Origin of the sequence: Clostridioides difficile ATCC 9689 = DSM 1296, from assembly GCF_001077535.1 — a bacterium.
GTDB lineage: Bacteria > Bacillota > Clostridia > Peptostreptococcales > Peptostreptococcaceae > Clostridioides > Clostridioides difficile.
On the sequence record NZ_CP011968.1, the window covers coordinates 1,766,128 to 1,781,514 of the forward strand.

Sequence of the window (15,387 nt, forward strand, 5' to 3'; positions counted from 1 at the left end):
TTTTTGAATAAATTTTGTTTAAAATATAACAAGCAGGGTATAAAGAGACTAAATAACTATTTTAGGAGGAGTACGGTATGTCATTGAAATCACTAAAAATAAAAGAAAATTTATATTGGGTAGGTTCGCTTGACCCTGATTTAAGAGTATTTGACATAATTATGTATACACCTTATGGAACTACTTATAATTCATATGTATTAAAAGGAACAGAAAAAACAGTTTTATTTGAGACAGTTAAAGATAAGCATTTTGACAATTATATTGAAAGATTAAATGATTTAAATATAGATTTTGAAAAAATAGACTATATTGTTGTAAGTCATACTGAACCAGACCATGCAGGAAGCGTTGAAAAGCTTTTGGATTTAGCTAAAAATGCAAAAGTAGTAGCTTCAGAAACAGCAATTAAATATCTTAAGGAAATCGTAAACAAAGACTTTGAATATGTTGCAGTTACAGATGGAGATACATTATCAATTGGGGACAAAACTTTAGAATTTTTCTCTGTACCTATGCTTCATTGGCCAGATACCATATACACATATATAAAAGAGGATAAAACTCTTGTAACATGTGATTCATTTGGTAGTCACTATAGTAATGATAAGATAGTAAATACACTTGATGAAAATGAAGAAAAGGATTACTTGGATGCTTTAAGATACTATTATGATTGTATAATGGGTCCATTTAAACCATCTATGGTAACTGCTATAGAAAAGATAAAAGATTTAGATATAGATACTGTATGTCCAGGTCATGGTCCAGTATTAACTGAAAATCCTAGAAAAATTATAGACCTTTATTACAACTGGAGTGTAAATGAACAAATAAAGTTAGAAAAAGAAGTTACAATTTGTTATGTTTCTGCACATGGATATACAAAGATTATGGCAGAAGCTATAAAAGCATATATTGAAAAAAATAGCAACTATAAAGTAAATTTATTTGATGTAATAGAGCATAAGCAAGAAGATATTTTGGCAAAAATAGCAGTATCACAAGGTGTATTATTTGGAACACCAACAATATTAGGAGATGCGTTAAAGCCTATATGGGATATATTAATATCGTTAAACCCAGTTCTTCATGGTGGAAAAGTTGCTTCAGTATTTGGTTCATATGGATGGAGTGGAGAAGGTATAGAAAATGCTATGGAGAGAATAAGTCAGCTTAGAATGACAGCAGTAAAACCTTTTGCTGTTAACTTTAAACCATCAAATGAAGAGATTGATAAATTACATTCTTATACAGGTAAATTCCTAGATAAGTTAAATTCTACTTTTGGAAGTAAAAAGAAAACTAAGAAATTTAAATGTGTAATTTGTAATGAAGTTTTTGAAGGTGATAGTGCTCCTAGTGTATGCCCTGTATGTGGAGCTAAGGAAGACCAATTTATAGAAGTTGAAGAAGATGAAGTTACTTTTAGAAAAGATACTGATGAATATTTCGTAATAGTAGGAAATGGAGCAGCTGGTTTTTATGCAGCAGATGCTATAAGAAAAAGAAATAAAACTTGTAAGATAACTATGATTTCTAATGAAGATGAGTTGACTTACTATAGACCTGCACTTTCTGATGGTATAAATGAAGAACTTGGTTCAGATTTCTACATGGAAGATAAAGATTGGTATGATAAAAATAATATAGTAGTAATATTAGGAACGAATGTAGATAAATTAGATGAAGTGAATAAAACTATTATAGTGAATGATGGAGCTATTAAATTTGATAAGCTTGTAATAGCTACAGGAAGTAGAAACTTTATACCACCAATTAAGGGTCATGATTTAGAAAATGTGTTTACTCTTAGAAATATAAAAGATTTATATAGTGTAAAAGAAGCACTAGAAAAATCTAAGAAAGTTGTAGTGATTGGTGGCGGTTTATTGGGACTTGAAGCTGCATGGGAATTTAGACTAAAAGGATTAGAAGTAGTAGTAGTTGAAGCCATGGATAGCATACTATCAAAACAACTTGATAAAGAAGGTAGTAAAATATTAGAACAATGTGTAAGAGATACAGGAATAGATGTAAGATTGGGTGTAGCAGTTGATGGTATTGAAGGTGATGGAAAAGCTCAAAAAGTTGTATTTAAAGATGGAGATAGTGTTGACTGTGATATGGTAGTATTTTCAATTGGTGTAAGAGCAAACACTCAAATGGTTCAGGATACATCTGTAAAAATTGATAGAGGTATTGTTGTAGATAAGACATTACAGACAAATATTAAAGATATATATGCTTGTGGAGATGTTGCACAAGTGGGAAATATTAGTTTAGCAATATGGCCATCTTCAGTAGAAATGGGAAAAATAGCAGGGGCAAATGCAAGTGGAGATAATTTGACATTTGAAAGTGAAGTATATCCAGTTTCATTAGATGCAATGAATGTAAAAGTATTTAGTATTGGTAATATACAAAATTTTGATAAAGAAATTTCATCAAAAGATGAAGGTCAAAGAATATATAAAAAATTATTTATGAAAGATGGTTCATTAGTTGGAGCTATACTTATAAATGATTTAAGCTGTACTGTTAAATTGATAAGATTAATATCTGAAAAAGGTGATTTTGAGGATATTATGAAGGCTGATATACTATAATTTAAATACATTAAAATAAAAAGGAGTTGTCTCAAAATTGATTTTTTTCTAATCAAATTTTAAATTCAACTCCTTTTTTGAATTTTTATATAAAATAACATGGAAATTTTAGTAATGTCTGTGGTTACATACATAGGTTTAATTATTTTTTATATGGATTGTCTCTGGTATAATAAATTGAATTGTGTTTGACTGATAGATATTTTTATTGAAAGTTAATACCTGTTATGCGATAATAAGGACGTGTTAGGGGAGTTTTTATAATAACAATTAATCTCAGTTTTTGTGTTCCAATGGTAGCATCAACACATTCTGATGTAGTAGTTCTTTTCTTATAAAAATTAGTTACAAATATGCTTGTAATTATTTGATATGTAAATTTACCAATATTATAAATGATGACCTCGATAATAAGGAGAGTGAAAAATAATCTATGAACGAAAATATTTTGATTGTGGATGATGAAAAAGAAATAGCAGATTTAATTGAAGTATATTTAAAAAATGAAGGTTTTACAGTATACAAGTTTTATACAGGTAAGGAAGCTCTAGAATGTATTGAATCTAAAAATTTGGATATGGCTATTTTAGATATTATGCTTCCTGATATTGATGGATTTCATATTTGCCAGAAAATTCGAGAAAAATACTATTATCCTATCATTATGTTAACAGCTAAAATTGAAGATATAGACAAGATAATGGGTTTAACCATAGGTGCTGATGATTATATAACAAAGCCATTTAACCCTTTGGAAGTTGTTGCAAGAGTAAAGACACAATTAAGAAGATATATGCGATATAATAATTCTTATGAACAACAGTCGATAATTGTTAATGAGTATGATATTAAAGGATTGATTATCAATAAAGAAACACATAAATGTAGTTTATTTGGGAAAGAAGTAGCATTAACACCGATTGAATTTTCTATTCTTTGGTATTTATGTGAACATCAAGGAAAAGTGGTTCCTTCTGAAGAATTGTTTGAAGCTGTATGGGGAGAAAAATATCTTGATAATAATAACACAGTTATGGCTCATATAGGGCGATTACGTGAAAAAATTCATGAACCTTCTAAAAACCCGAAATTTATAAAAACTGTATGGGGAGTAGGTTATACAATTGAAAAGTAAAAATATTAAAGTCAATCCTGACTTTACTCAAGTGAGAAATAAAATTTTTATGAGAACAGCTTTAATGGCATTTATAGCCATTATTTTCATATGGATTTTATATTCTTTTATATTGTATGGTAAGTTTTCTATCTGGATAGTATCATTTTTTGAAAATGCTTTTCGTATGGAATATAAAGCTGCATTGAATTTATATCAGCAGATTTTCCGTAATAGCATGGAGCTCTTCATGATACTAGCTATGGTGATTGTGTTTTTTATAATATTCCGTGTTTATTTAAATTGGTTTACAAAATATTTTAGTGAAATAAATCAAGGTATTGACTCTCTTATCAAAGAAGATGTTGGAGAAGTGGCTTTATCTCCAGAGTTATTGGCAATAGAAAAGAAAATAAACTCAATTAAACATATACTTGAACAACGTAAATTTGAGACACAAATGGCAGAACAACGTAAGAATGAACTTATTGTTTATCTTGCACATGATTTAAAAACACCACTTACATCAGTTATAGGGTATCTGACACTACTTCGAGATGAAAGTCAGATTTCTGAAGAACTGCGAAAAAAATATTTATCTATTTCGTTGGATAAGGCAGAGCGTCTTGAAGATTTAATTAATGAATTCTTTGAAATTACAAGGTTTAATTTATCAAATATATCACTTGAATACAGTACAGTAAGCTTAACTCGTATGCTTGAACAACTAACATATGAGTTTAAACCTACTTTGATGAGTAAGAATTTAAAATATACACTGAATGTTACACCAAATATGATGATAAGGTGTGATGTTAATAAAATGCAACGTGTATTTGATAACTTATTACGAAATGCTGTTTATTATAGTTTTGAAGATACTACTATTGAAATAACAGCTGTACAGGAGGATGATTATATAAAGCTTAAATTTATGAATCATAGCAATACGATTCCAGAGGAAAAACTTGAGCGTATTTTTGAACAATTTTACAGGTTGGATACATCTCGTAATTCAAACAGTGGTAGAGCTGGGTTGGGACTTGCTATAGCTAAAGAAATAGTGGAGCTTCATAACGGGACAATAACAGCTCATAGCGAGAACAATATAATTACCTTTAAGGTTATTATTCCGATTGTAGGAAATTTGTAAGAATTTAAGTATAAAAAAATAGGAAATTCTTTAGGATAAATAAATAAAGAGCACTCTTGTTATTGATATAATTACTGTATCAAAACAAGAGTGCTTTTATTTTGATACAGTAATTATATCAATAGAAAAATGTGAAAATATATTATGTGGAACAGATGCAATTGTAAGTGAAGGTTGATTGGATTTGAAATAGAAAAAGTATTTTAACATGTTTCTGTAGATTGTATAAAAATAAATAAATCAACAAAGGAGAATCAAAGATGAATAATAAAAAAATTGCAGTTATATTTGGTGGAAACTCAACAGAATATGATGTATCATTACAATCAGCTTTTGCAGTACTTGAGAATTTGAATACGGAAAAATATGATATTATACCAATTGGAATTACAAGGGAGGGTAATTGGTATCATTATATTGGAGATTATAATAATATCCAGAATAACACTTGGTTTGAAAGGGATACTGATATAATTCCAGTTATTGTTTCGCAGAACCGTGTCAAAAATGGTATTATTGAATTTTTAATTCCTGATGCTGTTTCTCAGAATCATATTCCAAATAGTGCTATTGAATCATGTGAAAATGATATTAAATACACTAAACTTGATTTTGTGTTTCCTGTATTGCATGGAAAAAATGGAGAAGATGGAACAGTGCAGGGGTTATTTGAATTGGCAGGTATACAGGTTATTGGATGTGGTACTCTTTCTTCAGCATTATGTATGGACAAAGACAAATCACATAAACTTGTTCATTCAGAAGGTATTAAAGTACCAAAATCAATATTACTAAAATACTCAGATAAATTTAATGTGGCTGAACTGTCAAAAGACTTAACTTATCCATTATTTATAAAACCTGTGCGTGCAGGTTCATCATTTGGTATTAGTAAAATTTATAAAAAAGAAGAGTTACAAGTAGCAGTAGACTTGGCTTTTGAACATGATAATGAAGTAATAATTGAGGAAAATATTGATGGTTTTGAGGTAGGGTGTGCAGTTTTAGGAAACAATGACTTACTTGTTGGAAGAGTAGATGAAATAGAATTGTCAAAAGGATTTTTTGATTATACAGAAAAATATACATTGAAAAGTTCAAAAATTCATATGCCAGCTAGAATTGATTTGGATTGTGAGAAAAGAATACAAGAGACAGCAAAAATTATTTATAGAACTCTTGGATGTTCTGGATTTGCTAGAGTAGATATGTTTTTAACTCCATCTGGTGAAATTATTTTTAATGAAGTCAATACAATTCCTGGCTTTACTTCTCATAGTCGTTATCCAAATATGATGAAAGGTATTGGACTGTCTTTTGAAGAAATATTGGACAAGATAATTGAGGTGTACATAAAATGATGAATAATATTTTATTAGATAAAAATAAAGAAGATAAAATGACAAATACTATCTTATTGACTAAAGATAAAGTTTATGATGGGAATCTAATTCTAGTAAATGCTTTTTTACCAGTTAAAACATCTGAAGATATAGATTTAATTCCTGTAGATACAAGGTTTCCAAGTATTCTTATGAAACGTGAAGCTACAAACATTTTACAAAATATTTTAAAAAGTATATGTGGAATAAATGAAATAGTACCTGTAAGTGGATATCGTACTGCAGAGGAACAACAAGATATATATTCAAGTTCTCTGCGTGACAATGGAAAAGACTTTACTAAAAAGTTTGTAGCACTTCCAAATCACAGTGAACATCAGACAGGGCTTGCTATTGATTTAGGGTTAAAGAAAGAAGTTATAGATTTTATCTGCCCTGAATTTCCTTATAATGGTATTTGTAATGAGTTTCGTAAGGCAGCACTACATTATGGTTTTATAGAGCGTTATCAGTGTAAAAAAGAAGAAATAACAGGAATATCTCAAGAACCATGGCATTTTCGTTATGTGGGATATCCGCATTCTGAGATTATCAATAAAATGAATCTCGCTCTTGAAGAATATATAGAATATATTAAGAGATTTTCGTATACAAATTGTTTAAAAATAGAAGATAAAGAAAAAATTATAGAAATCTTTTATGTGCCTATTCATACTAAAGAAGAAGTGAGAATCTCTATACCTGAACAATGTGTATATCAAATATCGGGTAACAATAAGGATGGTTTTATTGTGACATTTTGGAGAAATAGAAAGGACTAAGAAATGGAGGAACAAGAATGATTAGGAATAAATCTTATGCAGGGCTTGATTATTTTAGGATTATAGCTGCATTACTTATAATTGCAATTCATACATCTCCATTATTATCATATAGTAAAATGGCTGACTTTGTGTTAACTAGTATAATTGCTCGTATTGCTGTGCCATTCTTTTTTATGCTATCAGGCTTTTTTCTAATTTCAACATATAATTATAATTGTAATAAACTGAAATCTTTTCTAAAAAATGTATTATTTATTTACGGGATAGCTATTGTAATTTATATTCCCTTAAATATTTACACTGGATATTTTTCCATGAATAATTTAGTGCCCAATATTATTAAGGACATTGTATTTGATGGGACTTTATATCATTTATGGTATCTTCCTGCATCAATTATTGGTGCAAGTATTGCATACTTTCTTGTAAAAAAACTAGGTTTAAAGTACTCACTAGTAATCACTATTGTTATTTATGTAATTGGTATGTTTGGTGATAGTTATTATGGTTTTTTAGAAAAAATACCACTATTAAAGAATTTATATGGGTATATTTTTGAAGTATCAGATTATACACGAAATGGCATATTTTTTGCACCTGTATTTTTCATACTTGGTGGAATAATATCTAATAAATCTAATTATATGTCAACTAAAAATAGCTTGATTGGATTTCTTATATCATTCTTACTTATGTTATGTGAGGGAATGTTTTTACATAAACTAGGGGTACAGCGTCATGATAGCATGTATATTATGTTATTGCCATGTATGTATTTCTTATTTACAGCCTTAACATTTTTGAAAGGTTCTCGAGCTAGGTTATTGCGAACATCATCATTAATTATTTATATTATACATCCTATGATGATTGTTGTTATTCGTATGTTTTCTAAAATATTCGGAATACAAACTGTCTTGGTTGACAATAGCCTTATTCATTATATAGTGGTAAGTATAGCATCTTTTATAGCTTCTATAATTATTATATTGATTCTTAAACCTCTAAAAAAAGACTTGAAAGGAGAACATAAGGTAAATACCAATAGAGCTTGGATTGAAATTGATTTAAATAATTTGGAACATAATGTAAAGATGATACAAAAAGCTATGCCAGAAGATTGTGAATTGATGGCAGTTGTAAAAGCTAATGCCTATGGTCATAGTGCTTTTGAAGTAGCGACTTGTGCAAACCAAATAGGTGTAAAAGCATTTGCAGTAGCAACAATAGATGAGGGGATTGATTTACGTCGATATGGAATACTAGGAGAAATATTGATTCTTGGATATACTAACCCAATAAGGGCAAAGGAACTTCATAAATACAATCTTACACAGAGTGTTATTGACCTTAATCATGCTATCTCTTTAAACAAACAGAAATACAACATAAAATCACACATTAAAATTGATACAGGTATGCACAGACTGGGTTTTGATGTTAATGATGTGAGGTCAATTTTAAAGGCATTTAAATTAAAATACTTAGATATATGTGGCATATTTACACACTTGTGTGTTTCAGATAGTCTGAAAGATGAAGATGTAGACTTTACAAATAAACAAATTGAATGTTTTTATAAGTTAATTGATTTTCTGTTAAAAAAAGGTGTAAAAATTCCTAAAGTACATATTCAAAGTAGTTATGGTTTTTTTAATTATCCCAATCTTAAGTGTAATTATGTAAGAATTGGAATTGCATTATACGGGATATTAAGTTCTCCAAATGATACGACTAAATTGCAACTTGATTTACGACCTGTTTTATCCTTAAAATCACAAGTAATTCTTATTAGAAAAATACAAAAAGATGATAGTTTTGGATATGGAAGAGTCTTTATTGCAAGCAGAGATAGCGTAATTGCTATATTATCTATTGGCTATGCCGATGGTATACCTAGAAATTTATCCTGTGGAAAAAGTTACGTAATAATAAATGGTTGTAGAGCAGCAATAGTGGGTCGAATTTGCATGGACCAACTTGCTGTTGATATTACAGATATACCTAATGTAGAAGTTGGTAATACGGCAATAATAATAGGAAGAGATAATTTATCTGAATTATCTGCTTCTGAAGTTGCAAATAACTCATGTAGTATATCAAATGAATTATTGAGCAGAGTAGGAAGGAGGTTAAATGTTATAAAGAAGTAACTCAATTAAATAGTAATATTTGTTGTACTGTGTAATTTATTTTAATCTGACTAGACATTTTTAGTAATATTATGTCTAATATATATTTTTTATAACTTACATGACAATTTAAGCTATAAAAAGGTGATGTTTCAGATTTTTATTTTGAAACATCACCTTTTTTGTTATAATATATAATAAAATAATTATACCTTAACTGTAAACTTATATAGATTATTTACTTTTTAATATTAGATTCATTTTTTGAGATTGGTATATAATAAACATATAGAGTATATAATAATAGTTAAAGTTAAAAAAGGGGAAAAGCAATATGCAGTATATACAAGAATTACTTGATTTGACTCAAAATTATTGGGTGTTAGCCACAATAATCGGCTTATTAAGTGCATTTATAGAAAGCTTTATACCAGCCTTACCACTTGTTGCTATAGTTACAGCAAATGCTGCAATACAAGGATTATTTATTGGATGTTTGTTATCATGGATTGGCTCAGGACTTGGGACAACTTCATTATTCTTATTAATAAGCAGATTTAATGATAGTAAGCTTTTTAATAAGTTGAGAAATAGTAAAACTGAAAAAGCAATAAGTTGGATGGATAAACAGGGATTTAAGTTATTATTTATAGCGTATGCCTGTCCATTTATGCCCGGTTGTTTAGTTACTATCGCATCAGCTTTTGGTAAAAAAGATTTAAAAGATTTTGTGCCAGCAATGTTGGCAGGAAAATTTGTAATGTTTATAGTTATAAGTTACGTGGCAAGTGATATAGAAGGTTTTATAACAAGTCCTTTAAAGATAGCATCATTTATATTATTGGTGTTTTTGTCATGGAAGATTGGAAATAGAGTAAATAAAAATCTTGAAAATCATAATTATGATTTCCATCATAAAAAACATCACAATGATAAAGATGATAAAATGATTTAGCTTGTACGAAATAAAACGTATCTTAAAATTATTTAGTACTAAATTATTTTAAGATACGTTTTATTTTTTGTATTAAGGTACAAAATTTTTAGTTCTTTTGTAAACTAAAATATATAAAACTTATTTATACTTAGTTCAAAATATTGTTATTTATTTTTTCTACAACTATAATAAAATATAAAATTGATATCCAATCAAAAAAATAACTATGAAATTTAATAGCTTAGATATGAATTTTTCTGTTTTTGAGTTAGTTTTTATAGGTAGTAAAGAAATGTTTATGGTAATGGGATAAAACAATTCAATACCTTCTTTAGTAATAAGGTCAAGACACAAGTGAGATAGATATCCTATTATAAACCCACTGGACAAACATGAGAAAACTATATTATTGTTAGTGAAGATTGTCAGAGATTTAAAAAAACTATAAATAAGTAATAAGGCAATTAGACTGTGAGTAAACCCTCTATGTCTAAACCTACTTCCAAATAATTTGTATATTAACATAAATTTTTTACTTATGTAAGAACCTCTCATATCTATATCTGGAAATAAAGAACCTAAATATGCAAAATAAATATAAATTATAATTAATACTATTTTATATGCAATATCGTATTTAACTAGGTATAGATTGTTTATAAAGGGGAGTATCAAAAGTGCGAATATATAACCTCCCCTTTCATGTGTTTCTTTTATCATATAAAAATCCTCCTGAATCGTCACTATAAACATTATATTGGTAAATTTAGACTATCTTTTATTATATTATATAGCAAACATAAGTTTTTTTCAAAAGGATTTTAATATTTAATTAATCTTGAGATTTTAAATTTTTGTAATTTTCTAAAGCACCATTCCAATTTACTACATTAAACCAGTTGTCAATGTATTCATTTCTTCTATTTTGATATTTTAAATAGTAAGCATGCTCCCAAACATCAAGTCCTATTATAGGAGTTAGGTTTTTACTTACAGGGCTATCCTGATTTGGAGTAGTCATAATAGATAATTTCCCATCTTTAGTAGCTACAAGCCAAGCCCAACCAGAACCAAAGACATCTAAAGCAGATTTTTGGAACTCTTGCTTAAATTTTTCAAAAGAACCAAAGTCTCTATCAATAGCTTCTTTTAAAGATTCAGAAGGTATGGTTTTTTCTGGTGTCATTATATCAAAAAAGAATTTATGATTATAAGCTCCACCTGCATTATTTCTTACAGTTGTAGCAATATCTTTAGGTAAAGAATCTAAATTTTGCAATAATTCACATAAAGAATAATTATAAAGCTCAGGATATTTTTCAAGAGCAGCATTTAATTTATCAACATAAGCTTGATAATGCTTATCATGATGCAGTTTCATTGTTTCTTTATCTATATAAGGTTCAAGTGCATCATATGCATAAGGTAATGGTTTAACCTTAAATTTGTTATTTTCAGGTGTAAAAGCAAATGAAGTTATGCACTGTGAGATTATAAATAAAGACATAATAACTGGTATTAATATTTTTTTCTTCATAAAAATCACCTCCTAATATAGTATTTCTAGAAATAAAAAAAATATGAAATATTAACAGATAATTTATAAGAATTTAATAGCAATTTCATTTTAAATTGAATAAGTTTTAAAGCCAAAGACAAAACTATGAAATATAGAATAAGACTAAAGGACAGAAAGGAATTTTGATTATATGGACGGCAATATTTCAATTTATTATAAAGGTGATATATCTAAAAAAGAAGATATTAAATTTAAAATAAAAGAATCTGTAAATAATACAAGACTTTCTAGTAGAATAGAGTATAAGGATGAGGAAAAAACTTTTGATTTTGAAAGATTTAATGTAATTGATGCTATTTATGGAAATAAACCATTTGAAAAAGATGGAAAAGTTATTGTTTTTAATGGAAATATATATAACTATCATGAAATAAAAGAAGAATTAATTAAAAAAGGACACAATTTTACTACAAATGATGATATTGAAGTCTTATTGGCATCTTATATAGAATTTGGTAAGAATTGTGTACATAAGATTAAAGGAATGTTCAACTTTATAATCTATGATAGAGAAAATGAAAGTATATTTGGAGCAAGAGATTTATTTGGGATAAAACCACTCTATTATATAAATAAGGAAAATGCAATAATTTTTTCCTCAGAGTATAAGTTTTTACTTGAATATATGAAAAATTTAAATATAAATGAAAGAAGCTTACAAAGTTATTTTTCATTTCAATATGTACTTCCTGAAGATACTATGATACAAGGAATAAGGCTGATACCAGCAGGTCACTATTTTAGGGTAGAAAATGGTATACTATCTTTAAAGAGATATAATAAACTTGAGTTTAGAAGTAGTACAAAATTTTTTTATACTAAAAATCACTTAGGCAATAGAGATGTGAACGAGGATGATATAAGAAATATAGTAGTAGATTCAATAGTAACTCATATGGAAGAGGAGAAAGAAATTGGAACATTTTTGTCTGGTGGAATAGATTCATCTATTATAACTACTGTGGCTTCACAAATTAATCCAAATATAAAATCTTTTTCTGCAGGCTTTAGTGTCAAAGGATATAGTGAATTAGAAGTAGCAAAGAAAACAGCTGATAAGTTAGGTATAGAAAATATCCAGATTAATATAACACAAGATGAATATATAAAATCATTACCGAATGTAATTTATTCTTTGGATGACCCTATAGCAGACCCTTCAGAAGTAGGTCTTTATTTCTTAATTAAAGAGGCAGGTAAACATGTTAAAGTAGCATTGTCTGGAGAAGGAGCAGATGAATTATTTGGAGGATATAATATATATAAAGAGTATAGTACTATGAAATCAGTTGTCAATTCACCTACTTATATTAAAAGTATATTAGGAAGAGTTTCAGAACTTATGCCAAACATAAAAGGAAGAAATTATCTTTATAGAGCTACAACACCATTAGAAAAAAGATATATAGGAAATGCAAAAGTTTTTGAAAACAGCGAAGTAAAAAGATTCTTTTTTAAGTATAAGGAAAAGAATATATATGAATACCTGTTGTCTAATTTGTATAGAGATGCACAAAAAAATAATTACGATTATATAAGTAAAATGCAACATATAGATGTGAATACATGGCTTCAAGGCGATATACTTCAAAAAATTAGCAAACTTTCTACAGCTGAGCAGGTTGAACTTAGAGTACCATTTTTATATAAAGATGTATTTGATGTAGCAAAAAATTTAAGAATGGAGCAAAAAATAAATAAGAATAATACAAAAGTTTTACTTAGAGAGGCGTTTAGAGAAATAGTCCCAGAACATGTTGTTCAAAGGAAAAAATTAGGATTTCCAACTCCAATAAGAGTTTGGTTAAAAGATTCTCTAGGGGATATTGTAAAGGAAACTATTTATAATTCAAATGTAGATGAATTTATAGATAAAAAATATGCAATAAAACTTTTAGATACGCATCTTAAAGGTCATAGAGATAATTCGAGAAAAATATGGACTATATTTACATTTTGTCTATGGCATCAATTATTTATTGAGCATAAAAATGTCGAGTATTAATACTTTTTTCAATATTAATCAGAGGGCAAAAGCATGCAATGTTTTCACCCTCCTGATTATTATGGAATAGGATAAGTAGAACTTTGATTGATTAGTTTACTATCTCAATAAAATTATTGGCAAATATTTTGACAAGATTACTTTCAACAGCTAAATTTAAGTTTTGTCCATCATCATATCCAGCGGAAATCAATCCTAGTAAGTTTCCAAACATATCTAAAAGAGCTCCTCCTGAACTACCACTAGAGATTGGAGCTGTAAATTGTATCATTTGAACCGTTTCAAAATCACGAAAAGCTGAAATAATTCCATCTGAAACTGTATTAAAAAGACCTAAAGGGCTTCCAATTGCAACTATTTTTTGACCTCTCACAGGTTTTTTACTGACTTTAACAGGTATTGGCTTGCATTTTCTATTAACCTTTATCACAGCTAAATCATAATCTGAATGGTATTTTATAATTTGGTAAGATGTATAAACTTTATCATCATTTTCAAATCTAACTAAAAATGAATACCCATCATTGACTACATGAAGATTCGTAAGTATATAACCTTCATTATTTATTACTACTCCAGAACCGCTCTTAAACGGTTTATTTTCGTTATTGCACACAACAATCATAACAACAGAAGCTGATAACTTTGCAAGGTCTTCATAAGAAAGTTCTACTTCCTCATCTTGTACAATTTTTTTAGATGTTAGATTTGTGTTATTAAGTGTATTTTTAGAGTTAGGTTTATTCGTAGTAGGAGAAGTCTTATTGGTATTTTCACTGTAATTTATATTTGTAATATGCCTTTCAAAAGGTATTTCTAATATATTTGGAGTCTTCCTAGAAAGTTCAAATAGAGTAGAAAATTTTGAACATTCAGGATATAAATCAAGAATATCTTTATTTGGATTTATATATAAAATATCACACCCAAGTTGTGATAAAAAATATAAGAAAAAAAGTTCTTGCCTTTTAATATTTCCAAAGTATACTATCTTTGGTGAAATAGTAGTCTTCACCTTGTTATAAAATAATTTAGGTAGAAAATAGTCCATCCAACACAAAAGTTTAACTGCAAAGTTTTTGATGATAGAGGATGTACAATTTGGCATACTTGTGGAAAATAAATCTAAAGTATTTTTAAATACAATCTTTTTAGTCCAATTTAAGGTGTCATTTTCTATTTTACATGGAAAGTCGATATTATATAAATCCCAACTGTTAAACTTAGAACTATCATAAATATTAAAAATTTTAAGCATCTTATCTGTTTGTTCTTTGTCAAAATTTATTTTTAGATTGTTTAATCTAATATAGGGAATTGTAGGATTATTAAAAAAATAAGTATCTATATTTTTAATTTTTTCTATGTATTTATCAATTGAATCATCAACACCTATATATCTTGTAAAGTAGACTTCTTTAATATATGAAGAACCCTTATTTTTATAGGTAGTATCAGATATAAATTCAATTAGAGGTTCAGTAGACTTTTTTATTGAAATCTTTAATGGTTTAATAGTACAAATCATATTTTTTCTCCTATAATAAGATGATATAATCTATTATAAAACAACTTAAAACAATATAGTACAATAATTTTGTAGTTTCAAAATAAAATATGTACTTGTTTATATAAATGATATATAATTACATATTAAACATAGCTTTTATACATTTAATAAAGTATGTAAA

Annotated in this window: 11 protein-coding genes; 8 read left to right on the forward strand and 3 right to left on the reverse strand. The window is 27.7% G+C overall.

Features of this window, described 5'->3' with window-relative positions; genetic code table 11:
• Nucleotides 1–77 precede the first annotated feature (77 nt).
• From CDIF1296T_RS08560 to CDIF1296T_RS08590, 7 genes are all read left to right on the forward strand, one after another.
• The gene (locus CDIF1296T_RS08560; RefSeq protein WP_009896773.1) at nucleotides 78–2,609 is read left to right on the forward strand and encodes an FprA family A-type flavoprotein; all 2,532 of its coding nucleotides are present in this window, start codon (nucleotides 78–80) and stop codon (nucleotides 2,607–2,609) included.
• Between the two features lie 433 nt (nucleotides 2,610–3,042).
• Complete coding sequence (locus tag CDIF1296T_RS08565; protein WP_003436401.1) at nucleotides 3,043–3,744, forward strand: vancomycin resistance response regulator transcription factor VanR-G-Cd; 702 nt, start codon at nucleotides 3,043–3,045, stop codon at nucleotides 3,742–3,744.
• 49 nt (nucleotides 3,745–3,793) lie between these two features.
• A complete protein-coding gene (gene vanS / locus CDIF1296T_RS08570) occupies nucleotides 3,794–4,876 on the forward strand; it encodes a vancomycin resistance histidine kinase VanS (RefSeq protein ID WP_021378212.1) in 1,083 nt (360 codons plus the stop codon).
• A 260-nt stretch (nucleotides 4,877–5,136) separates the two neighbouring features.
• On the forward strand, nucleotides 5,137–6,237 hold the full coding sequence (gene vanG, locus CDIF1296T_RS08575) for a D-alanine--D-serine ligase VanG (RefSeq protein ID WP_009896774.1): 1,101 nt from the start codon (nucleotides 5,137–5,139) through the stop codon (nucleotides 6,235–6,237).
• The gene (locus CDIF1296T_RS08580) at nucleotides 6,234–7,040 is read left to right on the forward strand and encodes a M15 family metallopeptidase (protein WP_003436406.1); all 807 of its coding nucleotides are present in this window, start codon (nucleotides 6,234–6,236) and stop codon (nucleotides 7,038–7,040) included. Before vanG ends, CDIF1296T_RS08580 begins: the two co-directional genes overlap by 4 nt.
• A gap of 17 nt (nucleotides 7,041–7,057) precedes the next feature.
• Nucleotides 7,058–9,196 (forward strand): serine racemase VanT catalytic subunit, encoded by a 2,139-nt coding sequence (vanT, locus tag CDIF1296T_RS08585; RefSeq protein ID WP_009896776.1) that lies wholly within the window; start codon nucleotides 7,058–7,060, stop codon nucleotides 9,194–9,196.
• A 313-nt stretch (nucleotides 9,197–9,509) separates the two neighbouring features.
• Nucleotides 9,510–10,130, forward strand: coding sequence for a TVP38/TMEM64 family protein (locus CDIF1296T_RS08590; RefSeq protein ID WP_003436409.1), 621 nt, complete (start codon nucleotides 9,510–9,512; stop codon nucleotides 10,128–10,130).
• A 165-nt stretch (nucleotides 10,131–10,295) separates the two neighbouring features.
• On the opposite strand, the gene CDIF1296T_RS08595 is transcribed toward CDIF1296T_RS08590, so the two are convergent.
• Complete coding sequence (locus tag CDIF1296T_RS08595; protein ID WP_009889535.1) at nucleotides 10,296–10,832, reverse strand: metal-dependent hydrolase; 537 nt, start codon at nucleotides 10,830–10,832, stop codon at nucleotides 10,296–10,298.
• Between the two features lie 112 nt (nucleotides 10,833–10,944).
• The gene (locus tag CDIF1296T_RS08600) at nucleotides 10,945–11,649 is read right to left on the reverse strand and encodes a superoxide dismutase (RefSeq protein WP_009889536.1); all 705 of its coding nucleotides are present in this window, start codon (nucleotides 11,647–11,649) and stop codon (nucleotides 10,945–10,947) included.
• 172 nt (nucleotides 11,650–11,821) lie between these two features.
• Between CDIF1296T_RS08600 and asnB the strand changes: the two genes are divergently transcribed.
• Nucleotides 11,822–13,696, forward strand: coding sequence for an asparagine synthase (glutamine-hydrolyzing) (gene asnB, locus CDIF1296T_RS08605; protein WP_003436426.1), 1,875 nt, complete (start codon nucleotides 11,822–11,824; stop codon nucleotides 13,694–13,696).
• Nucleotides 13,697–13,787: 91 nt separating this feature from the next.
• On the opposite strand, the gene CDIF1296T_RS08610 is transcribed toward asnB, so the two are convergent.
• On the reverse strand, nucleotides 13,788–15,224 hold the full coding sequence (locus CDIF1296T_RS08610; RefSeq protein WP_009896777.1) for a trypsin-like peptidase domain-containing protein: 1,437 nt from the start codon (nucleotides 15,222–15,224) through the stop codon (nucleotides 13,788–13,790).
• Between the last annotated feature and the right edge of the window lie 163 nt (nucleotides 15,225–15,387).

Coding starts and splice junctions, on each gene's coding strand:
- CDIF1296T_RS08560 (WP_009896773.1), top strand. CDS start 78: ATGTCATTGAAATCACTAAAAATAAAAGAAAATTTATATTGGGTAGGT.
- CDIF1296T_RS08565 (WP_003436401.1), top strand. CDS start 3,043: ATGAACGAAAATATTTTGATTGTGGATGATGAAAAAGAAATAGCAGAT.
- vanS (WP_021378212.1), top strand. CDS start 3,794: ATGAGAACAGCTTTAATGGCATTTATAGCCATTATTTTCATATGGATT.
- vanG (WP_009896774.1), top strand. CDS start 5,137: ATGAATAATAAAAAAATTGCAGTTATATTTGGTGGAAACTCAACAGAA.
- CDIF1296T_RS08580 (WP_003436406.1), top strand. CDS start 6,234: ATGATGAATAATATTTTATTAGATAAAAATAAAGAAGATAAAATGACA.
- vanT (WP_009896776.1), top strand. CDS start 7,058: ATGATTAGGAATAAATCTTATGCAGGGCTTGATTATTTTAGGATTATA.
- CDIF1296T_RS08590 (WP_003436409.1), top strand. CDS start 9,510: ATGCAGTATATACAAGAATTACTTGATTTGACTCAAAATTATTGGGTG.
- CDIF1296T_RS08595 (WP_009889535.1), bottom strand. CDS start 10,832: ATGATAAAAGAAACACATGAAAGGGGAGGTTATATATTCGCACTTTTG.
- CDIF1296T_RS08600 (WP_009889536.1), bottom strand. CDS start 11,649: ATGAAGAAAAAAATATTAATACCAGTTATTATGTCTTTATTTATAATC.
- asnB (WP_003436426.1), top strand. CDS start 11,822: ATGGACGGCAATATTTCAATTTATTATAAAGGTGATATATCTAAAAAA.
- CDIF1296T_RS08610 (WP_009896777.1), bottom strand. CDS start 15,224: ATGATTTGTACTATTAAACCATTAAAGATTTCAATAAAAAAGTCTACT.